Source organism: Oceanobacillus sp. FSL K6-0251 (assembly GCF_038004725.1).
GTDB classification, from domain to species: Bacteria; Bacillota; Bacilli; order Bacillales; family Amphibacillaceae; genus Oceanobacillus; species Oceanobacillus oncorhynchi.
Genome location: NZ_JBBORS010000001.1, coordinates 4,096,087 through 4,120,885, shown reverse-complemented (window position 1 = coordinate 4,120,885; position 24,799 = coordinate 4,096,087). Strand labels below are relative to the sequence as shown.

At 37.3% G+C, this 24,799-nt stretch carries 24 protein-coding genes; 14 read left to right on the top strand and 10 right to left on the bottom strand.

Annotation, left to right across the window (positions count from 1 at the left end):
* Positions 1–67: 67 nt before the first annotated feature.
* Complete coding sequence (locus MKY45_RS20240) at positions 68–1,144, top strand: MraY family glycosyltransferase (RefSeq protein WP_341173330.1); 1,077 nt, start codon at positions 68–70, stop codon at positions 1,142–1,144.
* Between the two features lie 127 nt (positions 1,145–1,271).
* On the opposite strand, the gene MKY45_RS20235 is transcribed toward MKY45_RS20240, so the two are convergent.
* The 4 genes from MKY45_RS20235 to MKY45_RS20220 form a co-directional block, all read right to left on the bottom strand.
* Complete coding sequence (locus tag MKY45_RS20235; protein ID WP_341173329.1) at positions 1,272–2,510, bottom strand: LCP family protein; 1,239 nt, start codon at positions 2,508–2,510, stop codon at positions 1,272–1,274.
* Positions 2,511–2,721: 211 nt separating this feature from the next.
* Positions 2,722–3,114, bottom strand: coding sequence for a glycerol-3-phosphate cytidylyltransferase (gene tagD, locus MKY45_RS20230; protein ID WP_289585075.1), 393 nt, complete (start codon positions 3,112–3,114; stop codon positions 2,722–2,724).
* A 259-nt stretch (positions 3,115–3,373) separates the two neighbouring features.
* On the bottom strand, positions 3,374–4,405 hold the full coding sequence (locus MKY45_RS20225) for a YheC/YheD family protein (protein WP_042529629.1): 1,032 nt from the start codon (positions 4,403–4,405) through the stop codon (positions 3,374–3,376).
* Between the two features lie 197 nt (positions 4,406–4,602).
* Positions 4,603–5,715 (bottom strand): C40 family peptidase, encoded by a 1,113-nt coding sequence (locus tag MKY45_RS20220; RefSeq protein WP_042529631.1) that lies wholly within the window; start codon positions 5,713–5,715, stop codon positions 4,603–4,605.
* 756 nt (positions 5,716–6,471) lie between these two features.
* Between MKY45_RS20220 and nagA the strand changes: the two genes are divergently transcribed.
* From nagA to MKY45_RS20190, 6 genes are all read left to right on the top strand, one after another.
* The gene (gene nagA, locus MKY45_RS20215) at positions 6,472–7,662 is read left to right on the top strand and encodes an N-acetylglucosamine-6-phosphate deacetylase (protein ID WP_341173328.1); all 1,191 of its coding nucleotides are present in this window, start codon (positions 6,472–6,474) and stop codon (positions 7,660–7,662) included.
* A 725-nt stretch (positions 7,663–8,387) separates the two neighbouring features.
* Positions 8,388–8,510, top strand: a complete 123-nt coding sequence (locus MKY45_RS20210) for a transposase (protein ID WP_244882326.1) — start codon at positions 8,388–8,390, stop codon at positions 8,508–8,510.
* 653 nt (positions 8,511–9,163) lie between these two features.
* Entirely contained in the window at positions 9,164–9,469 is a 306-nt protein-coding gene (locus tag MKY45_RS20205) for a hypothetical protein (RefSeq protein ID WP_341173327.1), read from the top strand.
* A 6-nt stretch (positions 9,470–9,475) separates the two neighbouring features.
* Positions 9,476–10,177 carry a YheC/YheD family protein gene (locus tag MKY45_RS20200; RefSeq protein ID WP_341173326.1) on the top strand — a complete coding sequence of 234 codons (702 nt, stop codon included), beginning with the start codon at positions 9,476–9,478 and terminating at the stop codon, positions 10,175–10,177.
* A 545-nt stretch (positions 10,178–10,722) separates the two neighbouring features.
* The gene (locus MKY45_RS20195) at positions 10,723–11,754 is read left to right on the top strand and encodes a YheC/YheD family protein (RefSeq protein WP_042529637.1); all 1,032 of its coding nucleotides are present in this window, start codon (positions 10,723–10,725) and stop codon (positions 11,752–11,754) included.
* A gap of 1,307 nt (positions 11,755–13,061) precedes the next feature.
* Positions 13,062–14,393, top strand: coding sequence for a UDP-glucose dehydrogenase family protein (locus MKY45_RS20190; protein ID WP_084612823.1), 1,332 nt, complete (start codon positions 13,062–13,064; stop codon positions 14,391–14,393).
* A gap of 667 nt (positions 14,394–15,060) precedes the next feature.
* On the opposite strand, the gene MKY45_RS20185 is transcribed toward MKY45_RS20190, so the two are convergent.
* The 3 genes from MKY45_RS20185 to MKY45_RS20175 all read right to left on the bottom strand — a co-directional run bounded on the left by MKY45_RS20185 (position 15,061) and on the right by MKY45_RS20175 (position 17,077).
* On the bottom strand, positions 15,061–15,435 hold the full coding sequence (locus MKY45_RS20185; protein ID WP_341173325.1) for a hypothetical protein: 375 nt from the start codon (positions 15,433–15,435) through the stop codon (positions 15,061–15,063).
* Between the two features lie 29 nt (positions 15,436–15,464).
* Positions 15,465–16,130, bottom strand: coding sequence for a PadR family transcriptional regulator (locus tag MKY45_RS20180; RefSeq protein WP_256705168.1), 666 nt, complete (start codon positions 16,128–16,130; stop codon positions 15,465–15,467).
* A gap of 368 nt (positions 16,131–16,498) precedes the next feature.
* Positions 16,499–17,077, bottom strand: coding sequence for a TetR/AcrR family transcriptional regulator (locus tag MKY45_RS20175; protein WP_042529640.1), 579 nt, complete (start codon positions 17,075–17,077; stop codon positions 16,499–16,501).
* 153 nt (positions 17,078–17,230) lie between these two features.
* Between MKY45_RS20175 and MKY45_RS20170 the strand changes: the two genes are divergently transcribed.
* Positions 17,231–17,917, top strand: coding sequence for an SDR family NAD(P)-dependent oxidoreductase (locus MKY45_RS20170; RefSeq protein WP_256705167.1), 687 nt, complete (start codon positions 17,231–17,233; stop codon positions 17,915–17,917).
* Between the two features lie 390 nt (positions 17,918–18,307).
* Here the strand turns inward: MKY45_RS20170 and MKY45_RS20165 are convergent, their stop codons facing one another.
* The 3 genes from MKY45_RS20165 to MKY45_RS20155 all read right to left on the bottom strand — a co-directional run bounded on the left by MKY45_RS20165 (position 18,308) and on the right by MKY45_RS20155 (position 19,711).
* Positions 18,308–18,676 carry a helix-turn-helix domain-containing protein gene (locus tag MKY45_RS20165; RefSeq protein WP_332094471.1) on the bottom strand — a complete coding sequence of 123 codons (369 nt, stop codon included), beginning with the start codon at positions 18,674–18,676 and terminating at the stop codon, positions 18,308–18,310.
* A gap of 164 nt (positions 18,677–18,840) precedes the next feature.
* Positions 18,841–19,152 (bottom strand): helix-turn-helix domain-containing protein, encoded by a 312-nt coding sequence (locus MKY45_RS20160; protein WP_256705166.1) that lies wholly within the window; start codon positions 19,150–19,152, stop codon positions 18,841–18,843.
* A gap of 166 nt (positions 19,153–19,318) precedes the next feature.
* Positions 19,319–19,711, bottom strand: coding sequence for a helix-turn-helix domain-containing protein (locus tag MKY45_RS20155; RefSeq protein ID WP_042529646.1), 393 nt, complete (start codon positions 19,709–19,711; stop codon positions 19,319–19,321).
* Positions 19,712–19,971: 260 nt separating this feature from the next.
* Here MKY45_RS20155 and MKY45_RS20150 point away from each other — a divergent pair, with 260 nt between their 5' ends.
* From MKY45_RS20150 to MKY45_RS20125, 6 genes are all read left to right on the top strand, one after another.
* Positions 19,972–20,688, top strand: a complete 717-nt coding sequence (locus MKY45_RS20150) for a FadR/GntR family transcriptional regulator (protein ID WP_256705165.1) — start codon at positions 19,972–19,974, stop codon at positions 20,686–20,688.
* Positions 20,689–20,935: 247 nt separating this feature from the next.
* Positions 20,936–21,310 carry a TRAP transporter substrate-binding protein DctP gene (dctP, locus tag MKY45_RS20145; RefSeq protein WP_341173324.1) on the top strand — a complete coding sequence of 125 codons (375 nt, stop codon included), beginning with the start codon at positions 20,936–20,938 and terminating at the stop codon, positions 21,308–21,310.
* The gene (locus MKY45_RS20140) at positions 21,274–21,954 is read left to right on the top strand and encodes a TRAP transporter substrate-binding protein (RefSeq protein WP_341173494.1); all 681 of its coding nucleotides are present in this window, start codon (positions 21,274–21,276) and stop codon (positions 21,952–21,954) included. Before dctP ends, MKY45_RS20140 begins: the two co-directional genes overlap by 37 nt.
* Positions 21,955–22,005: 51 nt before the next feature.
* On the top strand, positions 22,006–22,488 hold the full coding sequence (locus MKY45_RS20135) for a PPC domain-containing DNA-binding protein (RefSeq protein WP_256705163.1): 483 nt from the start codon (positions 22,006–22,008) through the stop codon (positions 22,486–22,488).
* 101 nt (positions 22,489–22,589) lie between these two features.
* The gene (locus tag MKY45_RS20130; RefSeq protein ID WP_256705162.1) at positions 22,590–23,510 is read left to right on the top strand and encodes an NAD(P)-dependent oxidoreductase; all 921 of its coding nucleotides are present in this window, start codon (positions 22,590–22,592) and stop codon (positions 23,508–23,510) included.
* Complete coding sequence (locus MKY45_RS20125) at positions 23,507–24,790, top strand: TRAP transporter large permease (protein ID WP_341173323.1); 1,284 nt, start codon at positions 23,507–23,509, stop codon at positions 24,788–24,790. Before MKY45_RS20130 ends, MKY45_RS20125 begins: the two co-directional genes overlap by 4 nt.
* The last annotated feature ends 9 nt before the right edge of the window (positions 24,791–24,799 follow it).

The window sequence follows — 24,799 nt, the reverse complement described above, 5'->3', positions numbered from 1 at the left end:
TAACGAAAGAAAGGGTAATAGAAAACAAAGGTAAGTTTACTAGAGTAAAATAAGTAGGTGAACAACTATGTGGAGTGCTGCTGAATTGCTGATCGCATTTGTTATCGCTTTGCTGACAGCAATTATCACGACACCAATCATTATATGGATTTCTAAAAAATGCAATCTAGTAGATCAGCCTGATCAGAGAAAACAGCATCAAAAAGCTGTAGCAAGCATTGGCGGTCTGGGCATCTTCTTTGGTATCGCCGCAGGGTTCTTCTATCTGCAGCCAGAACATCCGCAAATGACAGCGATTATTATTGGCGGAATCATTATGCTATTGACAGGGCTTCTGGATGACATTATTGATCTTCGCCCCAGCACCAAGCTGTTAGGGCAAATAGGAGCTGCTTCGGTAGTAGCTTATTCCGGATTAGTTATTGAGAAATTGACATTACCTTTTATGGGAACGGTTTTCTTAGGAGAGTATGTTGGGATAGCTCTTACGATTTTATGGATTGTTGCTGCTGCAAATGCCATTAATCTGATTGATGGATTAGACGGTCTGGCTGGCGGCGTATCAACCATTGCTTTTATCAGCATTTTGGTGATGGCCATCATGGATTCTCGTATGATTGTCATTGGATTATGTGTTCTGTTAATTGGCGGAACACTGGGTTTTTTAGCATTCAATTTTCATCCGGCGAAAATCTTTATGGGAGATACGGGAGCGTTATTTTTAGGATATTCGATTGCGATTATATCGATGCTCGGCTTATTCAAAAATGTAGCCTTCTTCAGCTTTGTTATCCCGATTATCGTGATTGCACTTCCGGTATTTGATACACTGCTCGCCATTATCCGGAGAATCAGCAATAAACAAGGTATTTCGGTAGCGGATCGAAATCATATTCACTATCTATTATTAAAGAACGGCTACTCACATAGACAATCTGTATGGATTATCTACGCATTCAGCATGTTCTTCGGTGCGATGGGTATCGTCGTTAATAACGCACAGCTGATGACGTCCCTGGCTGTCTTCTGCTTCGTTATTCTGGGGATACATCTATTCTCGGTGGTATGTGGAATCCGATCGAGAGGAAGTATTATTTCTCTATTTCATAAAAAAGAAGAATTGCATAAAAGAAGGTTAAAATAAGATAAGCAGGTCTCTTTATTCTTGGATGGTACAAGAATAGGGAGGCTTTTTTTCATGTATAGGACGGGTGAATACATACAGACAGCAAAAAACTCTTTCCCGATAAATCTGGGAAAGAGTTTCGTGTTTATAAAGGATTTCCATATTCGTCCGTTTCTTCTTGAGGTACTTCCTCTTGAGGCACTTCTTCCTGATATGGGTCCTGTTCCTCTTGATATGGCTCTTCTTCATAGGATTCACCAGGCTGCTCTTCTTGATAAGGTTCTTCCTCCTGATAAGGATCACCTTGTTCTTCATAGGAGCCTTCCTCTTCGTACGTTCCTTCTTCGGTCGGTTCCTCCGAATTAGGATTCTCATAAGTTTCTCCTGATTCCTCCGCAGAGGAACCGGAGATTTCTAAGTGATCCTGAAGCAATCTTTTCGTTTCTTCTAATGCCGGCTCGTCAAGCAGCCAATAATACGTAGAACCTGGCTGATAATCGCTGCCTTCTAAGGTCATATCTTCAATATCAAGACCGCCGGTAGCGTACTTAATAAAAGTCATCATTTCATTAAACGTCATGTTCGTATTCATGTTGTTGCCGACAGCGGCAATCAAGTCATCAAATTGAAACACAGAGCTGAGGGATGCTGCTTTATCCGCTACGGCATTGACCACTTCCATTTGCCGTTTTCCGCGTTCAATATCATTATCCAGCTTACGGGTCCGGGCAAACGCTAATGCTTCTTCTCCATCAACTGTTTGTTCTCCAGCAAGCAGATGGATAGCATCTCGTTTATCCATGGAATCAGATTCTGTCAGTTCATACGGCACATCAATATCAATACCGCCAATAGCATCGACCACATCAACAAATGCATGGAAATTAACACGGACATAATAGTCAACCGGAATATCCATTAAATTTTCGACTGTTTCGATGGTTGCCTTTGGTCCGCCATAGGCATGAGCATGTGTGATTTTATCTTCGCGACCTACTTCAGGAACATATAGAAGGGTATCACGAGGAATACTTACTAATTTAACGCTGCCTTCTTCTCTATTAAACGTCGCTAACATAAGCGTATCAGATCGGGAGGTTTCTGCATTATCCCGGTGTTCATTTTCATCGACGCCAATAATAAGGATAGACACGTTGTCAATATTCGGGTCCACTTCAAAATCCCGTAAATCCGAACCTTCACGACCATCATCTTCATAAGAATCAGAGACTGCATTATTTGCTTTAACATATAAATAACTTCCATAACCAACAACACTGACTAAAGCCAAGCCTATTATAATTAAGGTAATTAAGACACCTTTACGGAGTTTACGCTTTTTTCGCGTAACCCGGCGGCCTCGCATATTCTTTTGTTTTACCATTACAAATCTCCTTTTTTTACAAGAAATATCGACGGATTTCTTGATAAAGCCCATTTAATTTTACTATGGAATGAACTATTAGTAAATTTACAATTGCATTACATATTCATGATGATGTAACAGGAAAAATCAAACATCTATCCATCGCATAAGTACAGCCGAGACACACGTAAACGGCGCCAGCTTTATTTATATGACAGAGTGCCTATTTTCAGCTGTCGTCTCTTAAATTATCCTTAATCAACGTAGAAGAGATGCCATCTGTCCGAGGGAGGTAAACCACTTCACAAAAAGAGCGCAGGGCATCGAATTTTCCTTTCCAATCATTCCCCATAACAAATGTATCGACATGATAGGTTAAAATATCATCTTTTTTTTGCTCCCAGGAGATTTCAGGGATAACCTTATCAACATAACGTACAGATTCAAGAATGATTTTCCGGTCTTCATAGGAATAAAAAGACTGCTTATGCTTGAGTATATTAAAATCATCGGTGGATAATCCTACAATAAGATAATCACCCATTTCTTTTGCACGCTTTAATAAATTCACATGGCCTACATGCAGTAAATCAAACGTTCCATAAGTGAGAATAGTACGTATCATTTCCACCTCCTAAAACCGTATTAACGTAATAGTAACATAAGAAAACAACCAGGAATAAATCTGAGGACAAAAAATATGTTTTTTCGCTATAAAAAAAGGGGATTTAGAGAATGAAGTTCTGTGCAAAAAGCATCTTGCACGGTATAAGGTAAGCTGAACGTACAGATAGCTGAAATGGATATAGGATTGCCAGGAATGTCGCTGTGACATTCCTGGCGGGATACATCATTAAAAAACATATAGAGAACCGAGCTTCTTAAGCTAATTCCTTGGGAAAGTTATTCGCATTTTGTTCAGCTAAGTAAACATAATAGTCTGTTCGTAATTGTGCTACTTCTTGATGAAGCAGTGAAGAATCAGGGGCACTGATAGATTCAAAGAGCACAAGGTTCTGGTCCTTATCGATTCCAATATCCAGACCAAGTGTAGCTAATTCTTTTTTTCGTGTTTTTTCTATCTTTTTTGCAACGTTTAAGGCAAACGAATCCAGATGCTCATCCACTGCAGAGGCATCCTCAGTAAATTTTAATGTTAAAAACATACCTGCATCAAAGGTGACGCCGCTTTCTTGATTGTTGGGAGAAACTTGTTTTTCCGTACCAACGCGGATATATTTTTTCACAATGACCCACTTACCCTCTTTATTTTTTTCTAAATGAACACGGCAATTAAAGGGCTCACCTTGTTCCGTTCTGGAAGGTATGTATGGCTGGACAATACATTTACGTTTGGAAATAATAGATTGAAAGAACGCAAAGGCTTCTTTCAATGTCATGTTCGTAGTGGATTCCTGGTGACTGACCAGGAAGGAATCTTTATCTGCCTGTACGATTTTATAAATGTTTTCTCCGGATTGACTGTAGACAGGCTTCACAACGACTTCTCCATACTTTATTAAGAAGCCTTTAATGATAGAGAAGCTTTTACAGCGCAAGGTTGGAATGGCATACTTTTGAAACTGCGGATCCTTTGTTAACATTTCCTGGACACTTTCCTTGGAGATTTTATTTCTCCCATCCTCGGTTAAGTAGGCGCGATCTTGTAAATAGGCTATTTTTTGTTTGGATTTTAAGCAGAATGCAGAAACATCAATAATCTTTGGAATAGACATCTCGGCATTTTCCCACGTATCTTCCTTTAAAACCATCCCGGAGGTCATATGGTCATCTTCGTTGATATCGCTTGGGTTCATATACAGAATCTCGATTCCTTTGGATTGTGCTTCGATGGATATCTCTTTTGCCAGATCGGTTGGTTCTTTGAAAGGTTGCATTAGTCCTACTAACATGGAATCAATTCTCCTCCTAATTATTCGTATTTCTAATTATTTATTTTTAATTTTACCATAATCTATTGTGTTATGAAGTACCATTTTTTGAAAAGACATGAACATGACCGGTTTGTCAAGCGGGAGGCAAAATAAAAATCTGTACCTGCTGTTCGACTGGAACAGGCGGGTACAGATTTTTCAATAATGCTCGTATTTTAATAAAAACGTTTAAAGCTGTCGAAATGAGAGCTCCAGTAAGGGTTATCCAATGATGTGATGGTAACACCAGTAGATGAACCTGCATGAAGGAACTGATTATTTCCAACATAGATACCCATATGAGATGGACCAGATTTATACGTTCCAGAGAAGAATACTAAATCTCCTACTTGCGGATTGCTAATCGTCTGTGCTCTATCATAATAGCCTGCAACACTGGTACGAGGGATATTTTTACCTGCCTGATTATAAGCGTAATAGATGAACCCACTGCAATCAAACCCGCCAGGAGAACTTCCTCCCCATACATATGGGTCACCCTGCTGGCTTTTTCCAACAGAGATAAGGGTATCTACATTATAACCTGCACTGGATGATGAGCTGCTGGAAGAGCTGTTGGATGATCCAGAGCTGCTATTTGAGCTGCTGCTGTTAGATGAGCTGGAACTAGAGCTGCTGGAACCATTTACTTTTAATGTCTGGCCGGCAATAATCAAATCAGATGACAAGTTATTGAGTGATTTTAATTTAGATACAGTCGTTCCATGCTGGCTTGCGATTTTAGAAAGGCTGTCGCCAGATTTCACTTTATAGGTGCTGGAAGAGCTTGATCCAGAACTTGAATTGGAACTAGAGCTGCTAGAATTACTAGAGCTTGAACTGCTGGAACCGCTGTTGCTGACAGTTAATTTATTTCCAGGGTAGATTAATGTCGTAGATAGATTATTCCACTTCATTAAGTTATTTAAAGAAATACCATGTCGAGAGGCAATACCGCTTAAAGTATCACCAGATTTCACTGTATATGTACTTCCGCTGGAATTGCTTGAACTGGAATTCGAGCTGGAACTAGAAGAAGAACCAGAGCTAGAATTCGAACTGGAAGACCCAGTTGTTTGTAAAACCTGATTCGGGAAAATAATATCCGAAGAAAGGTTATTGATAGATTTTAATTTGGACACGGTAGTTCCTTGACTTTGGGCGATTTTCCATAGGTTGTCGCCGCTTTTTACTTTGTAAGATGCTGCGTCGGCACTGTCTGTTGCTACAAAGGCAGATGCAATTGCTGCAGATGCAGTAACAGAGAAGATGATTTTTTTGTTAGCCATGTGTGCGTTTCCTCCTTAGATTTTAATGTTTGGGGTTTTATAGATGTGTTTGAATATGATTTGTAAGGAGACCAAGGAGGAGTGCATCAAGAAAATAACTGTGTGTGACAGGTATACTTTCTATTAGCTTTGTCCGTACGTTATATTAATGAAGAAATAAATCCATAAACGATGTACGCAACAATCCCGGTATAAGTACAAATCCCATATTCCATAAACGAACAAGATGTATTTTACTTCCAGATGTTTGTTTATTGTGATTGATAGAATGTAGTTTGTTAGTTTTAAAGAAGTATTACTAGTTTATTCCATTACGGCATAGTACAAGTATGTAATCTAGCACATCTGTCTATGAAAAATAATCCAATAAATACATCTTTATAGAATTATATCGTTTTATAGATAATAATGGTAGGTTATATAGAGAAATGTAACATGTTTGTAATGTTTTAAATAATAAGGTCGATAGAACTGTTTTGATAACACTTTCATTTAAATCTCAGGTATATAACCGTGTTGAAAGTATTGTTAATAATAACAGAAATAGTCATATTGATATAGAAAAAGTAATTAATTACATAATCATTCTTGGCAAATAATGTTAATAAACATTGAACAGACGTTTACTTGTAACTTTCCATTGAATTTATTTCGATAAATCATATCATTTCCCGGGAAATAACAACAAAATATACATTTATTAAAGAGATAGCGTTATAATAGAAGAAATAGATAAATGATTAATTGGAGGAATAGATGGTGGAACAATCAACATTGCTTATAAAAAACATTCAAGAAGCTTATCTGCCGGAAGAAGTTATAAAAAATGCATCGGTTATATCAGAGAACGGAAAAATAACACAGATTCTGACACAAGAACAAGCAACTAATCTATCCTTTTCCGGGAAAGTCATCGATGCAGAGCATAAATTAAAATTGCTGCCGGGGTTTATTGATGGGCACATTCATGGTGGCTATGGCGTTGATATCATGGATGCAACACCAGAAACCTTACAGACACTTGCGGATAAACTGCCATCAGAAGGAACGACCAGCTATCTCGCTACGACCATTACCCAATCAGAGGAAGAAATCTCTAATGCTTTAAAGAATGTTGCTGCATGGACAGCTGGCGGACAAAAATCGGGAGCAGATTTAGTCGGTGTTCATTTAGAAGGTCCTTTTGTAGAAGTTTCCAAAGCAGGAGCACAGCCGAAGCAATATATTACAGAGCCTGATTTAGCTAAATTTCTAGCCTGGCAGGACGATGCAAACGGACAAATTCGGACAATTACCATGGCTCCTGAGCATGATAAAACAGGGGAATTTATAGAAACACTAAATCAATCTGGCGTGAATGTATCTGCAGGTCATACTGATGCTTCCTTCCAGCAAATAAAGGATGCAACGAAATTAGGTGTTAGACAGCTGACGCATCTATGTAATGCAATGAATGGCATACATCATCGGGATATTGGAGCGGTTGGAGCTTCCTTTCAGTTGGAAGATTTACGCGCAGAGTTGATTTCAGACGGTATTCATGTTGTGCCAGAGATGCTGCAGCTTATTTTTGATAATGTCGGGTCTGATCGTATTATTATGATTACAGACGCGATGCGGGCAAAAGGATTAGATGAAGGAGAATATGAGCTTGGCGGACAGCCTGTTTTTGTGAAAAATGGAGAGGCTACCCTGGATAATGGTTCATTGGCTGGAAGTATTTTGAAAATGATTGATGCAGTGAAGATGATGCTGAAGCTAGATGGGGTAACATTACAGGATATTGTGAAGATGAATGCAGTTAACCCGGCAAAACAAGTTGGGATTTTTGATCGAAAAGGCAGTGTTGAGGTTGGAAAGGATGCAGATTTTGTTTTGTTAGATGAGCAGATGAATATTGCTTACACGGTTTGTAAAGGGGAAGTCGTTTATCAGGATGGAAAGTGAAGCAGTTTTCTATACTATTAAATAGTAATATCCATGTCTGCTATAAAGAAAGAGTGAATGAATGTTAGTTTTAAATCATTTGGTCAATAACTATTTTTATTTTTAGTAAAGGTATTTTAAGTCAAAATACCTTTACTTTTTTCGATTCTATTCCTTACCTCCCTGACTCAATTGTTAGTTTGTTTAACATTCAGATAATTAGTGTTTTCTTTAGATATTCTGCTCATATTTTTCTTTTATATGGTGCAATATAAAAGAAAAGCAATATATACAGGTAAACAGTGACCCTGTTTGCAGTTGGCTGTGAAAGGTATATTATCAATAAACGCGGAAAAATAAATTTAATTACCTGTGTAAATGCAGATGTATTTAACGCTACAATAAAAATATCTTCATAAAGCGACAAACCATTTGGGAATAAAGATATGTATTCTCCCTAGACTTGAAATATGCACGCGCGAAGTTTACTCCTTACTAGAAAGGCTTTTAATGAAGAACCCAAAGATTATAGCAAATAGTAACATTAATAAAGCATAATTAATAGCTCTTTATGGACCTGTCAACTCCATTCAATTGACGTACTGTACAAAAAAGCTGATTGTTGATCTTAAAGCAAATGCTCAGTTCGATTGTGATTTAATTTCCAAATACGTGGTCTAACTCCATTATCTATAGATGGTGTTGGCTTTTAGGCTTATCTTTAGCTGCTCATACTAAGAGATGAGATGAAAAGTAAGGACGGATATAAAAAGAATAGCCGCACCGTATATGATATAAAATATCACGTTATTTTGGTAACCAAGTATCGATATAAAGTATTACGTGGAGAAATCGCAGTAAGAACATAGGTATTAATAAGACAAAGGTGTGAAGGAAGAGGAATAACCATCTTGCAAGGAATTTTGGGGGGAATAATATTCATATTTACTTCTAAAATGTTTTACTAATCTAGTACCAAGTAAAATCATGCAGTACCTAAAAGAAAGACTTTCTTGATTACTTCAAAATTAGTTTCCAGAGATAAAAAAAGAGATGCTGGGGGCAGCATTTTTTGGCGTCAGTAGGTAAAGTAAATGAGGGAACGGTTAGAAACTATAATAACGAAGAAAAAACATTTCGAATAGAAGGTTAAGTTCAGTCTTAGTAACGACATTAGTCATCGATATTTATGTTCAGATCAACATGCTTTAGCAGGGTAGGTCGTTTAATTGTTTTATACTTTGTTTCCTGTTCCCCTTTATAGATAAACTACTTTTTTATTCTAATTTCTATCATGTATTACTGCACATTAAAAAATTCAAAACAAATCGCCTAATAAATTCTAATTGGTATTTCTATAGTAACTTGAATAAAACCAATACTTTTTACATGTTTTGATAAGAGATAGTTTAAAATGAATGAAGAATATAACTCATTGAAATTTATCATGTATAAATTAAAATAGTGTAGTATAGTAGACTTTAATTTTTAAGTAACAATGAATTTGGAGGCATAGTAAATTATGAGAATTGGGTACTTACGTAACTTTAAACAACCTCAACAATTAGCAGGTTTAATTGCTTCAGTTGCACAAACTAAAAGAGTAGATATATTATATTTCACCCCTAAAGATGTTGACGTAAGGAGAAGCAGGATTAGAGGATTGCTTTATAAGGACGGTGAATGGAAGCTCGTAAAAGCAAAAATACCTAAAATCATTGATGTGAATTCTAATTGTTTAAAACATAGGGAAGTTATCAGACACTTGAGAAAGCGAGCTCATCTAACTGAAAATGGAAAAAATCGTTTATCAAAACTATCATTGTAAGAACAATTGAAGGCAGACTCAAACTATCAAAAATTTACTATACCCACAAAGAACTGTTCTTCCTTCTCGGAAATTGAAGAATTTCTTAATGAATACGACGATATTGTTTTACGACCTATACACAGTAAACAAGCAGAAGGTGTATATAAAATTACAAAAATTAGCCCGATGAAGTATATTTTAGACTATTACAACACTTCAATAGAAGTCTCTTATGAAGAGCTCGCCACATTTTGTAAAAACGAAATTCTCAAAAAAAATTATATTATACAAAAATACATAGATTCAGTAACGCCAGAGAAAAATTCCTTCGATTTGCGAATTCATTTCGAAAAGACTGGATATGGAAATTGGCGAATTATTAGTAACCAGATTCGCATTGGTCTCAATCAAAAAACTACAACAAATTGGAGACAAGGGGGAGGAATTATTGATACAGATATATTTATGAAATTAAAATACGGCAGTGAAGCAGAAATAAAACTAGAGCAAATGAAAGAATATGGACTTCAATTAGCAGCAAAAATAGAATTACTTAGAAAAACAAAACTAGCTACTTTAAGTATAGATTTAGGGATAGATCATAATGATGATATATTTATATTTGAAGCAAATGATGCTCCTGTAACGACAAATTTACTTGGTGAAATAGCTATGTTAAGAACAGATTATTACCGATATTTATTAAAAACAATTAAAGATAATTAAACTAAAAGAGGAAGGACAAAACGACTTCTTTCTCTTCCTCAGTGCAAATTGCTTAGTGCATTTCGTTATAGAGTAATTGTAAAGCGTGCTGCTTTTACGACTGCAATTTGATACAATCTCTGTATGAAAATATGACAAAGCTAATTGTGATGCTACAAATCTCAATTGAGACAAGAATTTAGAACAGGTATGAAATTTATTTCCCTAAGGAAGTCTGGTATCCTAGACTCTCTTATCCACACGTTGATAATGAAAATCACCAAACGCTTTTTGTGGACAACAAGATACGTATTTCCTTTTCGGGGCCGGATTTTCAGAAAACATTTGATGCGTTCTTTCCCGATTGAAATATTGGAGAAATATATATTTTCACGAAAAAAGCCTTTATTTTTTGATAGTAAATAGTAAAAATGGTACATCTTAAAACTTGACAAATGCGTCACTATCATTTTTTAAAAAAATTTATACTTCAAATTAATTTCTATTGTGGTAGAATTATATCTAGATAACTAGGATAACGAATGATTAGGAGGAGAATTGATTCCATGTTAGTAGGACTACTGCAACCTTTCAAAGAACCAACAGATCTGGCAAAAGAAATATCCATCGAAGCACAATCTAAAGGAATCGAGATTCTGTATATGAACCCAAGCGATATCAACGAAGATGACCATATAGCCTCCGGGTTGGTTTTAAAGGGAGATACATGGGAAGATACAGAGATGCCTATCCCAGAAATTATTGATGTTTCTGCATTCTGTTTAAAATCCAAACAAAAAATAGCCTATTTACAAGATCGCGCATACTTAACTGAAGGTGGGAGAAATAAAATCTCAAAAGAGAAGGTACAGAAAGTAATGGAGCAAGATGAACATTTACAACAGTATGCCATTCCAACATCCAGATGTAAAACATTCTCTGTTATTAAAGGCTATTTATTAAAATATGGCGAAGTTGTTGTCAAGCCTATCTATAGTCAATTAGGGGAGAAAATATATAAAATATCACAAGTAAATAAAGATGAGTTCATTATCGGTTACAATAAAACTAGCCAAAAAATGAATTTACAGGAAACTTTTTCATATTTTCAAAATATCATTTCAAAAGATAAATTTATTGTTCAAAAATACATTCCTTCCAGAACACATTTTGGGGATCCCTTTGACTGTCGTGCCCATTTGGAGAAAAATAAAGAAGGAAAATGGGTAATTGCAAAAAAATATATTAGAGTCGGAATAGGTCAGCAGGTTGCTTCCAATATTGGACAAAATAGCAGCATGCTGGATACCGGTATGTTTTTTAAACTAAAATTCGAAAAAGATGCACAATCAATTAATGATCATATAAATTCCTTTGCATTAAATATGGCCAAAAAAATAGAAACAGTACGAAAGCAGAAGTTGGTAACACTTGGCCTAGATATTGGAATAGACGATAGTAAAAGACTCTTTCTTTTTGAAGCAAACAGTGCTCCAGACACTTCTTTACTACAAGAGGAAGTAGCTAAATTGCGTACGGATTATTATACTTATTTATTGAAAGCAAATGTCGAGCTTATTCCAAAGGAAATTGTTTAAAATTCAAGGATTTTCTTTTCCTATTCAACCAGAAGTTCTAGTGCTTATTCCAAATCATTAAAACGATACAAGGCGCAAAGTTGCTGATGAATGTGCATGACTTGGGCCAATTCAGGAGATATCTCTCCCATTGACCCAGCCGTTTCTGTTCTTATTTTGTTAAATCGTCAAAGGCTCCGGTGAACAGGTCTTTATCTCGTTTCAGGTCATTACGTTGTTGCTTGCTCATCGGTTTAAACGACTTTCCGAACTTCGTCCCAATCCTTGGTAAATGCTGCTTGGATAACATGGAATGCATTGATTACCACAATAGCGCTTTGGGAGGTTTGAACAGCAATTTTATAATCTTACCACATATCAATGGCAGCCGCCATGACATGTTCGGGCTGAGCTAATTCCCGAAGGATCTTCATGACTTCATTTTTGAGCTGGCTTTCATGCACCAGAAACAATTGTGGACGCCATGGAACAGAGAGAGTCTATATGACAAGACGATATTTGTCTTTTCCTTTCGCCAAACTAACCTTGTCTATTTCAATTAACGACAGCTTAGAATGCTCAGCAAGACCGGGGTGCTCCGAATAGTTCTCCAACGCATGAATTCGTTCATTTTGACCGCTGCGATGAATGACTTCCCTAACAGCTATAAAAGTACGATCGGCAGTGGCGTGCAGAAATGCTTTGTAACCGATCTTGGGAATGCATTGATATCGTTCCAGCCAAGGCAAAGGCTACATAAACGTATGATGGTAAGTTTCACATAAAAAACGATGGTGATGGAAATAATCAATAATAGGAGTACCATTGTGAGAACTGGCAATAACCTGTTTACGATGATATTCATGTACTTTGGTGATCCAAAAAACGATCGGGACAATGAACTCCCTGATTGATTAACTGAATGTGATGGAATACTCTTGCGTTTAGATAGCTAAATGGAATTTCTTCTTGATAATAAATAACAAAAGGCATTTCATTTCCATTATTCATTATGATATAATAGTAAAGTATCCATATCATCCTTTTGTTGGTATTTGTGTGAATACTTTACCAATATGACAGATGGTTTGGATTTTTCTTTTTTTAATCTAATTTGTCGGATTATGTTCACCATAAGTTGTAACTGAATGAGAGCATTAAAATTTGATAATAATAAACCTTGTATTCCTTTTATTTAGTAATGAGAGGATGAGCGATAGTTAAGTTTGGTGAATATATTGCTATTCCTATAAACATTAAACATACTCCAACAAAATAACCTACCATATGGTAGAAAAACATAAAGTGATTTTATAGGAGGGAACTTCTTGAAAAACATAGCAGTAGCCGGCACCGGTTACGTCGGTCTCGTAACCGGCGTGTGTATGGCAGAAAACGGACATAACGTAATATGCGTTGATATAGATGAACAAAAAGTAAAAATGATGCGAGAAGGAATCTCTCCAATCTATGAAGTAGGACTGGAAGGATTGATGCGTAGGAACATTGAAGCTGGCCGATTGCATTTTACCACTGATTATCCATCTGCGTATAAAGAAGCGGATGCTGTATTTATTGGTGTTGGTACACCGGAAAAAGAAGATGGGTCAGCGAACTTGCAATATGTAGAAACAGTGGCAATACAAATTGCTGAGTCTGTTGCAAAAGATTGTTTAGCTGTAATTAAATCAACGGTACCAATTGGCACGAATGATAAAATTGAGGAGCTTATTAATAAGTCACTTGTTAATGATGTTAGAGTCGAAGTGGCATCTAACCCTGAATTCCTTGCACAAGGATCTGCCGTAAAAGATACATTAGAGGCAGCTCGCATCGTTATCGGTACGGAGAGTGAATGGGCAGAGAATCTTTTAACAGAGATTTATACACCGTTTAACCTGCCAATTGTATCTGTCAATCGTCGTTCTGCTGAGATGATTAAATATGCTTCTAATGACTTTCTTGCTTTAAAAATCTCTTACATGAATGATATTGCAAACCTATGTGAATTGGTTGGTGCAGATATTCAAGATGTTGCTGAAGGAATGAGTTATGATGACCGTATTGGCAGCAAGTTCTTAAATGCTGGTATTGGTTATGGGGGATCTTGTTTCCCGAAAGACACTAGTGCTTTAGAGTATCTTGCAAGACAATATGGATATGACTTGAGGACAATGCAAGCAACGATTAAGATAAATTCTGAACAAAAATTGAAATTGTATGATAAAGCGAAGCAGCGGTTAGAAACGTTTGAAGGTATCAAGGTAGCAGTACTGGGTTTAACATTTAAACCAGGTACAGATGACCTTCGTGAAGCTCCGTCACTTGCAAATGTCCCATTGCTTTTAGAACAAGGGGCAGATATCTATGCATATGATCCAATCGGGGTCGATAACTTTAAACAGTTTTATTCAGAAGGAAGTCATGGGCAGGGGAATATCACTTACGTGGATAGTCCGGAAGATGCTTTAAAAGGAGCAGCTGCATGTCTCATCTTCACAGAGTGGGGAGAGATTAAAGCTGTTACCCCAAATCAGTATAAAGATTTAATGCAGACTCCATTGGTGTTTGATGGTAGAAATATTTATAATGTTCAGGAAATGGCTGATAATGGAGTGGAGTATCATTCTATTGGCAGACCGGTTAAGAATATAAATTAATTAGTGCATTTTGATTTAACTAGCATATTTATTAGCAGCAGTTTACGGTTGGGCATATAGATATTATTATGAATTGAAGAGTTGATAAGTAGGAGGGCCCTTGATATTTAGAATGAGGAATATCAAGGGTCGTTTCTATACTTATAATATGTGTATATGTTGATCTCTCATTTTACATTCATTGTTTATGTAGTAAGTAGAACAAACATTAAACTTACTGAATTAAAAGTAATTTGAGAAAGCACTTATTTGGGGCTGCTTTTATATGGATCAATCTTATGAACTGGAGTGTGGGATCATTTCTTTTCACCTGCTAAAATATGTTAAATAATAGTCATGATATAATCCTTTATTGCATCTAGGTGTATTTTTTCAAATAGATAGTCTTACTAAACTAGCTATTAAGATAAAGAGAGTCACTGCATTTTGAGACAACATAATAGAAGTAAAAAAGAGTCTGTATGATTACGGCCAAGGAAATGTACCACTTGTGCCATCTTTTTTACCAGTGATTGCCACAGAACTTACCACCTGTTGCCACCGCATTTACCAATTGGGAGATTTAAGATAACGTAGGCTTTTGATGTTCAACAATCGCGCCCGATTGAGGCAGAATCAAAGAGTCCATATTTGCAATATCCAACGTTTTTATCAACATTGATTATGGCTAATCAGTCATAACTTCAAATAGGTAACCATCTAAATTGGTCCAAAACAACCCACGGGAAGCAAATGGGTGATCTGTGCGTCGATTTTCTGTTTCAAACGGGCTGTTCCCAAAGGCTACATTCCTTTTACGAAGTTGTTCATGAATCTGGTCAAAAGTATGTCCATCAACACTGAAAGCCAAATGCTGTTGTGGAGTATCATCCTCGATTGTCATAAAGAAAACAGAAAGATCGTCATTAACTTGCACTTCTGCAAACTTATTGTCTATCCCTTCATAAACATTAAGTTTTAGGCCCATATTCTCTGCAAATTCGTGTGCAGCTTTATCATTATTTTTAGCGAATACCACTGTGTGGTTAAGTGTAATTGTCAATTTAAAGTCTCCTTATATATTTTTAAAAATTATTGTCCATCTGATTTTTTCTCTTCGTCATCAACTATTTTCAAAAGCTCTGCCCGTGTTTTTTCGAGCAGGTTTTGTAGTTGTTCCTTCTTTTCGGGCTTTTCTATAGCTTGACGGCCCACCTTGAAAAATTCATGGAATAAACCCTGAATGTCAGATCTTAAAGTCTGAATTTCGTCCAGGTCCACATTTTCAAGCACATTCATTCTTGAGTTAACAGGATCTTCATCTTGGTTTTTTTTCAAAAAGGCTTGCCCCTCATCTGTAAGATGATAAACTTTTTTCCGACCTTCTTTGATTACATTAACTAAATCTTGATCCTCAAGCATCTGTAGAATAGGATAAACGGAACCGGGACTAGGCGAATAAAGCCCCTTAAACTTTTCCTCAAGCTCTTTGATTAATCCATATCCATGTCTTGATTGTTCTTGTAACAATTTTAATAAGACAATCTTGAGATCACCACGCCCGAAGAAACGTTCACCACTAGTATCCTCACCAGATTCTTTGCCTGCGAAGATATGAGGTCTGCCTTGCCCGTCAAAGTTACCGTTTCCTATCCCAACTTCCGCGTCGAATCTGTTGCCTCTAAAGACACCATGATGATAAAAATGACTCTGTCCTTTTAAAAAAGGATATTGGGCCATATCAGGTCTTTTGTACACATTCAAAACCTCCTGTTAATTTTATTTTAAGTTAACGATATATCGTTAACTGTCAAGTTGGTGAATATACTTTCTTCAGTTCATTTTACCTATAACACGCTTTACTTAGAATAATGCCCTCTCTTATTCAGGTCCTACAATGAAAAATAAGCGCTTATCCTTATTTAAGGATAGCGCCTGTTTGTTGGAAAACTGAACCGTCAATATTTTAACGAATGTATACTCTACGCCCCGGCCATGTTCGACTTGGCGTTTCTCTATGCTCTAACGACATTCTCGTCCGAGCAAAATAACTTAAATGGACTCGAAAAAAAGCAGTCATTGACTAGACACACTAACCTAGAAAGTCACGGAACTAACGTTACCTGTTAGCGTGACACTCCTTTAAAAGACTGAGATCCACCAACTACAAATGATGCAATCTTTTTGGCTACTTCTTCCTTTTTTAAGGTATGTTTACCAAGATACAATTGCAATCCACCTTCATGAATGATTTGTGATAAGATTGGCACGAACATATCCTTTTCAATATCTGAATACTTATAATCCAAACTTTTTGATAAAAAACTCTTTAATTCATTTAGTATTTTTTCCTTCATTTGAGGTAAGGCCCATTTACCATAGCTGCTGCGACATTCAATATTCGGTTGTTGGTAAAAATCGTATACTGCAAAAATGAGTTGATGTATGGTCTCCTCACCGAATTTCATATCATCTAAAGTATGACTTTCGATAGATGCTGAGGCAAAATCCCCCATAATATAGTCAATTAAATCGTATTTATCATTAAAATGTGCATAAAATGTAGCCCGGTTAACCTGCGCTTCCTTTGTTATATTAGCTATTGTAATTTTTTCAAAATCCTTTTGAGAAGCTAGATTGTAAAAAGCATTAATTAAGAACTGTTTTGTTTGTGTAATACGTAGGTTCCTTACTTTCGATGCCATTGTCTCACCTCCCACCCGACAATTTCGTAATGTTGTTGCTATAGCAACATTCGGCAGTAGATTGTTGGTTGTTGTAAAAATGTATTGGCTGTATAGTTTTCATTAAAGCAACACATGTTGTTTTAATATATCACAGATTGGAGTTTATAAAAAATGAAAACTATTGCTATCGTTGGTGCAGGCCCTGGATTAGGATTGTCTATAGCAAAAAAATTCGGAGAGAAGGGTTTTAGGGTAGCGACCATTGCAAGGAATCCTGAGAAATTAGCAATTATCGAACGTAAACTCAAGGAACTAAATATTGAAACACAATCTTTTGTAGCCGATGTTACGAACTTAGCTGCCTTAAAACAAGCTATTCAATCAGCTAAAAAAGCATTCGGTTCGATTGATGTACTAGAATTTAGCCCCTATGCTAAGGAGGATATATTCACTTCTGTGCTTGAAACGAAGCCGCAAAGTGTAGTAGATATTATGAACAGCTATTTGTTGGCTGGCATTCTTTCCGTGAATGAGGTGCTACCAGATATGATAAGTAACGGTTCTGGTGCCATATTATTCACAACAGGCGTATCTACTATTTTCCCTTTACCATATGCGGGAAATGCCGGAATCGTTGGGGCTGGTATGCGTAATTATGCCTTAAACCTGCACAATGAGTTGAAAGAAAAAGGGGTGTTTATCGGACATCTTTCAATCGGGGCCATGATACAACCTGGAACAGAAGGAGACCCAGATCTTATTGCTGAAGCTTGGTATAACTTATATGAGAATAATGACCATTTTGAAGAAGTATTCCCTCCAGGACTCGATCCAACTATACTTCTTGGCGGAAATTAATATAAAGGAGATAAGACAACTATTGAAATGATAGTTGTCTTATCTCTTTTTCCCGTACTTAGTGCTACATTTAGCTATTTACCTCTCTGTCAAAATTAACATGAGTATCCTGTTTTATTAGGAAGTATTATTCAACTAAATGGCCCGATTGTTGAATACTGTTCTGATTGAAAACCAATCAAATTCGTACAACAAGCATAACATTTATAATTTAATATACGTATGTTTTTTATGTGAAGTGGTAATCACCTGTCATTTACTGGTACATTCCGTGTCATTCAGTGGTAAAAACTATGTCAGAGGTGGTACATTTCAATGGCTGTAATCAGTCTGTATTCCAATGCCTTCGCATTAAAAGTAGACTCTTTTATTATCTGTATATAACACACGTTATTTATCATCAATCGCTAACTCATTCTGCAAAAAATCCCAAAAACGGCTTAAACGCTCTGCATTCTCCATAGGATTTTCACCAATCTTTTCAAGAAGCTCTAACTCCTTCATTCTTTGTATAGCCCTCAATTCAGATTCATTCAAAGCCAAATCATCAGAAACGGAATAGTAGACAGGATGCTGAGGAGTATCTATTTTACCCAATAAATAATCAATGGATACCTGAAAGAATTCCGCAATCTTATAAAGTGTCTCTAATGAAGGTTCGTTTCTGCCTTGTTCATAATAACCATACCCGCTTGCTGACACATTCAATTTCTTAGCTACCTCTTCTTGACTATACCCGTGTTCAATACGAAGGTCTATTATTCTTTCACTAAATACATCTATATATAAATCCCCTCCTAACTATCAGTAAAATTTTACTTTCACTTACTTGATTCCATTGAAACAAGTTTTCTATTGAGTGTAACTGGCAGAGCAGAGTTTGAAATCATTTCATTGAAATCACCAGATTCTCTTAAGCACCTCTATTCCCTCACTATCTCCAAAAACTCATTCAATTTCCTCCGAGCTTCCGGACTCAATGTTTTCACCGTATTAATAAGCAGAATTAAATCATCCGGCATCTCTTCTAATTCCGATGCGAAAAAGCTTGAAAGATTGGTATCAAGTGCTTTTAATATATTTTCTAGCATTTCTATATCTGGTTTTGAGCGCCCATTTTCAAATTTACTTATATATGATTGTGAAACGCTAACTTTATCAGCGAGTTCTTGTGTAGACATATTTTTTGACTTCCGAAGTGCTCTTAATTGTTTGCCAATTTTATTGTTATTCATCGTACCATGCCCCTTTTAGAATCATCTAACTGCTAAATTAACTAAGAAAAAGAAAGGAGACAATATTTTTTTAGAAGCATAGTAAGTATAGAAGTAAAAAACGAGTCTGCATCCAAATATCTTCCTATTAAGAGCGGGCTCGTTTCATTATCAATAATAACTTGCTTTATTTTTCATCAATTGCTAACTCTGTCTTTATAAATTCCCAACAGCGGTTTAACCGTTCTGTATTTAATTTAGAGTTTTCACCGACTTTTTCAAGAAGATTTAATTCCTTCATTCTTTGAATAGCACTTAATTCCGACTCATTCAAAGTTAGTTCATTGGAAATTGGATAATAGACAGGATGTTGAGGAGTATCTATTATGCCTAATAAATAATCAATGGATACTTGAAAGAAATTAGCAATTTTATAAAGTGTTTCTAATGAAGGTTCGTTTTTACCTTGTTCATAATAACCATATGCGCTTGTTGTTAGATTCAGTTCTTTGGCTACATTCTCTTGCTTATATCCAAGTTCAACTCGAAGGTCTATTAACCGTTCTTTAAACACGTCCATGTATAGATTTCCTCCTTACTATTAGTAAAATTATATCGTCATAAAAGGTTTATTTTTTCTTGAACAATAATTAATTGTTTTTATGTATATACAAACAATATTTGTTTGTATATAATGAATTTTAATAGCTAGAATAGTTAGTTGATATTGAGCTACTCTGTGTTGAGATAAAAGGTTAGTAGAGTAGATAAAAAAATTTAAATACATAAGCTCTCAAAGGTCAGACCATGAGACATACTACCATTAACAGGAGAAAACCAATGAAACCACTATTTGAAAAAATACCGCAGCGAGATTCGATACGTGAGATTATAATGAATCAGTTTACGAAAATGATTAAAGAAGGGGAGCTGTCCATAGGTGATAAAATCCCTCCTGAACGAAATCTGGCAGAACAGTTTGGCGTCGGGAGGTCGACGATCCGAGAAGCGATTAAAAGTATGACCTCCATGGGGCTGCTTGAGGCAAGGTTAGGGGAAGGCACCTTCGTAAGAAAAGTAGACTCGGATGATATTAAACAACAGCTGCAATGGGGGCTGTACCTTGATCCGGTTCCTTTTAACGAATTGATTGAATTAAGAAAGGTTTTAGAGCTGGAAACTGTGAAGCGGGCTGCTTTAAACAGGACAGCAGAAGAGATCATCGAATTAGAATCCTGGATTAATGAAATGAAGCAAGAAGGTAAGGTACATCACAATAAGAAAAACGATTTGATGTTTCATATGACCATAGCTAAGGCGAGTAATAACAAAATGATTTACAATTTGCTGGATTTAATTCGAATGTCGCTGGAAGAATGGTTTGAAAATGTACTGAAGAATCCTGAGCATGTGAAGAACTCGATTGCGGAGCATCAATTGATATTAGAAGCGATTATACAACAGGATGTTGCGCAGGCGGTAAAGGTGATGGAAGCACATCTGGAACGCGGCGAACAGAGGTTGTTTGAGCAAATTAATCAAAATAAGGATAGCTAAGTAATTAATCTATGATTTATCACGGAGATGCGTTCGTAAAACTCCCGCCTTCAAATAAAGAGTAAACACAAATTTATTTTGGCGGGAGATAACGGACGCTAACTCACTGAATCACTTAGGCTAATTCAGTGGGAGAAGAACAAACACTCCCACTGAATGAAGTTTCGTTTTATATCCTTAAAGGGGGTGATGCAAAGCTATATTGTCTGGAAAATAAAAAAATGCAAAAGGGAGGGAAATACGTTTCGTGAAAAAACTCATTTTTATTTTAGGGCTGTTTACTGTTCTCGTCATGTATGGTTGTGGGGATTCCGGCAATGAAACGAATGCGGAAGAAGTAGTAGTAGAAATCAGTATTGGGCATGTTGGGGCTCCGGTCAGTCCGCAACAAGGAGCAGCAGATATCTTTACGGAATTGGTAGAAGAAAAAACAGGCGGATCCGTCGAAATTAAAATTTATAATTCATCCCAGCTCGGTGACGAAAGAGAGCTTGTGGAAGGGGTGCAAATGGGAACAATCGATGGAGGGATTATTTCCGCAGGCTTGTTTGCTTCCAGCTACAATGTAATGGAAGCGTTTGAAGTATACCGTTCTTATTTGAAGATACCGAGCATACCTTAACGGTCAACAATGGAGAGATTGGCAGAGAAGTCTTGGATAATCTCGAAGCAAACGCAGGATTGAAAGCCCTTTCTCTATGGGAGCATGGATTTAGACAGATTACCAATTCAAGAGGCCCTATTGAAACACCGGAGGATTTACAAGGACTTAAAATAAGAAGTCCAGAAGTACAATCGTACAGCGTTGCTTTACAGGAATTTGGAGCGAACCCGATACCGCTATCATTTTCAGAGTTATATGTAGCGATGGACAGGGGAGTTGTGGACGGCCAGCATAATCCGTTAATGCATATTGAAGGACAGCGGTTCTATGAAGTACAGGATTATCTGACAGTCATGGATTTTGCTTACACACCCAATGTACTGGCGTTGAGTGATTCGATATGGGAGCAGCTGTCAAAGGATCAGCAGAATGCATTGGATGAAGCGGCATTAGAAACGGCAGAGCTTTGGGCAGAAGAAGCTGCCGAAGAAAATGAAGAAATCCTAACCGAATTAGAAGACAAAATAGAAATTATTCATAAGGAAGATTTGGATTGGGAGGCGTTTAAACAAGTTGTAGAGGACGTTTATCCAGTCTATGAAGAAGAGTATGGCAGCGAATTTGTTCAATTCTTAGAAGAAGTACAAGCTGCAGCAAATTAAATAGACATGATTTTATCAGAAAATAAATTGCTAGAAAGGATGTATCACATAATGAAAGAAACAAGAGTACAGTATGCAACTGGAGAAATTGGTAAAACCGTAGCAGGGAGATTATTGCCGGGAACGGATTTAATTACTGGGATCGAAGAAATCTGTAAAGCAAATGATATTACGTATGCGTCTATTGCCAATTGCTTTGGCAGTTTTCAAGAAGCGGCCTATATGTATCTCGTTCCGCAAGAAGAATCTGTCGTCGGTGCCGGATATGGCGAATTATTTGTGGCAGACGGTCCAGTCGAGTTTTTAAATGGTACGGGCGTTGTGTGTCAGCGAGACGGAGATTATGACACACATTTTCACGCTACGATGTGTGATAAAGAGGGAAAGGTATTCGGCGGGCACATGGTGAAGGATAAAACACCAGTTCTGACAACTGTTGATCTGGTCATTAATGAAGTGAAACATGTGCATATGTATCGTGGTTATGATAAAGAGACAGAGCTAATTCAATTTAATCCGAAAGCAAAAGAATAGATGGCTAAAATAACACATTAAAAAAGACATAGCCATCTGAACATCTCCGACAATGTTGTTCAGATGGCTATGCAAATCAATTTATAAGGAGATTATACGATATGAATAACAAAAATTCAATTGGTTTCATCGGTTTAGGTGTCATGGGTTTCCCCATGGCCAGCAATTTATTACGGGCAGGTAAAAAACTGGTCGTTTTTGATATTAATGCTGAACAGGCGGCGCGGCTTCCATATCAAGAGCGTGTGACCATTGCATCCTCGAAGGAAGAATTAGCAAAACAGGTTGATATGGTTCTGCTTATGCTGCCAAATAGTCCGCATGTGAAAGAGGCAGTGACTGGAGATGGCGGGCTAATAGAGAGTTTGCCGGCTGGAGCTTTACTCATTGATATGAGCAGTATTTCTTCCACGGTTACAAAGGAAATCAATAAAAAGCTGGAGGAAAAGAACATCGACATGCTCGATGCGCCTGTCAGCGGCGGCCAGAGTGGAGCTATGAATGGAACATTGACCTTTATGGTTGGAGGAAAAAAAGCGAATTACGATAAAGCACTTGAATTGCTGCAAATCATGGGAGAAAAAATTATTCATTGCGGGGAAGTTGGGAGCGGTCAGACAGTGAAGATTGTTAACCAGCTGATGTCTGCAGTAAACCTGGTCAGCATGTCAGAAGGATTTACATTGGGTGTCAAAGGAGGCGTCGATCCGGAAATTATGCGTGAGGTTATTTTGAATGGCTCTGGAAGATGCTGGGCGCTGGAGGATAGAATGCCGGTTATTTTAGATCGGAATTTTGAACCGGGCTTTACGGTCGATTTGCATACAAAAGATATCTCCTTAGCGCTGGAAGTGGGGAAAGAGCTTCAAGTACCGTTATATGCCACCTCGCTTGTCCATGAACTATTTAAAACATTGCAGGCGAAAGGGGAAGGCGGGAAGGATAATTCCGCAGTGATTACGTTATACGAAGCGTTAGCAGAAACGGAAGTAATCAAACGGAATAAGGCGGTAATACAATGACTTCGGCCGTCGTTTTATTTGTATCTTTTCTTATCTTTTTGCTGCTGGGAATACCAGTCGCTTTTGGGCTGGCAGGAGCCTCTATCCTATCCTTGCTGATGATAGATTCTGGTATGATGACACAAGTGTTTTCAAAGATGTTTTCTGGTGCGAATTCCTGGCTGCTACTAGCCATCCCGTTTTTTATCCTTGCCGGTAATATCATGGAAAAGGGCGGTGTAACCAGACGTCTGGTAGATTTTGCAGATGCGCTTGTCGGATTTCTGCCAGGCGGTCTCTCAGCAACAAATGTGACGGCCAGTATGTTTTTCGGAGGAGTCTCTGGTTCCGCTGTAGCTGATACGTCTGCGACAGGAACGATACTGATACCAGCGATGGTCAGGCAGGGCTACAGCTCCAAGTATTCAGCAGCCATTACAGCTGCTTCCTCGCCTATTGGGATTATTATTCCGCCAAGTATCCCAATGATACTATGGGGCTTCACAGCCGGGCTTTCGGTAGCGGATTTATTTTTGGCAGGTATCGGAGCAGGGATTTTAGTCGGTGTTGCTTTATTAGCAGCTTCTACGGTGGTTTCGATAAAAAGAGGATATAAGTCATCCATTCCTTTCTCATTTAAAAATGTGTTCGGGAAAGGAAAAGAAGGTATTTTAGCCTTGGTCACTCCAGCGATTATCATTGTTGGGATTATTACCGGGGTTGTTACCCCAACGGAAGCGGCAGTTGTCGCTGTGCTTTATTCGATGGTACTTGGTTTCTTTGTATACCGAGAATTAAAAATCAAGCATCTGAAGGATATTATTATTAATTCCGGTAAAATGACGGCGACGGTCATGATGATTATTATTAGCGCATCAGCTTTTTCTTACTTGTTGACTATTAACGATGTACCGAGCAGTTTGGCTGGTTTTGTGATTGACATGAATCTATCACCCTTTTTGCTGATGCTTATGTTTATATTGTTATTCCTGTTTTTAGGAATGTTCTTGGATGCCAATGCAGCTATTATTATGACGGTTCCCGTGATTGCTCCAGTAATTGTAGCCTCCGGAATCGATCCGATTCATGCCAGCGTTGTATTAATTGCAACATTAGGGGTAGGGTTGCTGACGCCTCTAGTAGGCTTATGTACGTATGTAGCAGCCGGGATTGCAAATTTAAGATTTGACGAGCTGATGCGAGATCTTGTTCCGTTTGTCATCGTGTTATTAACATGCGTTATTCTTATGCTGGTATTTCCGCAAATTATTACATTTATACCAAGCTTATTAAATGGTTAGAAAAGAGGT

What these genes read in the sequence shown, in the direction of transcription:
- MKY45_RS20160 (WP_256705166.1), bottom strand. Translation starts at nt 19,152, where the DNA reads ATGAATAACAATAAAATTGGCAAACAATTAAGAGCACTTCGGAAGTCA.
- MKY45_RS20155 (WP_042529646.1), bottom strand. Translation starts at nt 19,711, where the DNA reads ATGGACGTGTTTAAAGAACGGTTAATAGACCTTCGAGTTGAACTTGGA.
- MKY45_RS20135 (WP_256705163.1), top strand. Translation starts at nt 22,006, where the DNA reads ATGAAAGAAACAAGAGTACAGTATGCAACTGGAGAAATTGGTAAAACC.
- MKY45_RS20170 (WP_256705167.1), top strand. Translation starts at nt 17,231, where the DNA reads ATGAAAACTATTGCTATCGTTGGTGCAGGCCCTGGATTAGGATTGTCT.
- MKY45_RS20150 (WP_256705165.1), top strand. Translation starts at nt 19,972, where the DNA reads ATGAAACCACTATTTGAAAAAATACCGCAGCGAGATTCGATACGTGAG.
- MKY45_RS20175 (WP_042529640.1), bottom strand. Translation starts at nt 17,077, where the DNA reads ATGGCATCGAAAGTAAGGAACCTACGTATTACACAAACAAAACAGTTC.
- MKY45_RS20195 (WP_042529637.1), top strand. Translation starts at nt 10,723, where the DNA reads ATGTTAGTAGGACTACTGCAACCTTTCAAAGAACCAACAGATCTGGCA.
- MKY45_RS20130 (WP_256705162.1), top strand. Translation starts at nt 22,590, where the DNA reads ATGAATAACAAAAATTCAATTGGTTTCATCGGTTTAGGTGTCATGGGT.
- MKY45_RS20210 (WP_244882326.1), top strand. Translation starts at nt 8,388, where the DNA reads ATGAAAAGTAAGGACGGATATAAAAAGAATAGCCGCACCGTATATGAT.
- MKY45_RS20235 (WP_341173329.1), bottom strand. Translation starts at nt 2,510, where the DNA reads ATGGTAAAACAAAAGAATATGCGAGGCCGCCGGGTTACGCGAAAAAAG.
- nagA (WP_341173328.1), top strand. Translation starts at nt 6,472, where the DNA reads ATGGTGGAACAATCAACATTGCTTATAAAAAACATTCAAGAAGCTTAT.
- MKY45_RS20220 (WP_042529631.1), bottom strand. Translation starts at nt 5,715, where the DNA reads ATGGCTAACAAAAAAATCATCTTCTCTGTTACTGCATCTGCAGCAATT.
- MKY45_RS20225 (WP_042529629.1), bottom strand. Translation starts at nt 4,405, where the DNA reads ATGTTAGTAGGACTAATGCAACCTTTCAAAGAACCAACCGATCTGGCA.
- MKY45_RS20125 (WP_341173323.1), top strand. Translation starts at nt 23,507, where the DNA reads ATGACTTCGGCCGTCGTTTTATTTGTATCTTTTCTTATCTTTTTGCTG.
- MKY45_RS20240 (WP_341173330.1), top strand. Translation starts at nt 68, where the DNA reads ATGTGGAGTGCTGCTGAATTGCTGATCGCATTTGTTATCGCTTTGCTG.
- MKY45_RS20205 (WP_341173327.1), top strand. Translation starts at nt 9,164, where the DNA reads ATGAGAATTGGGTACTTACGTAACTTTAAACAACCTCAACAATTAGCA.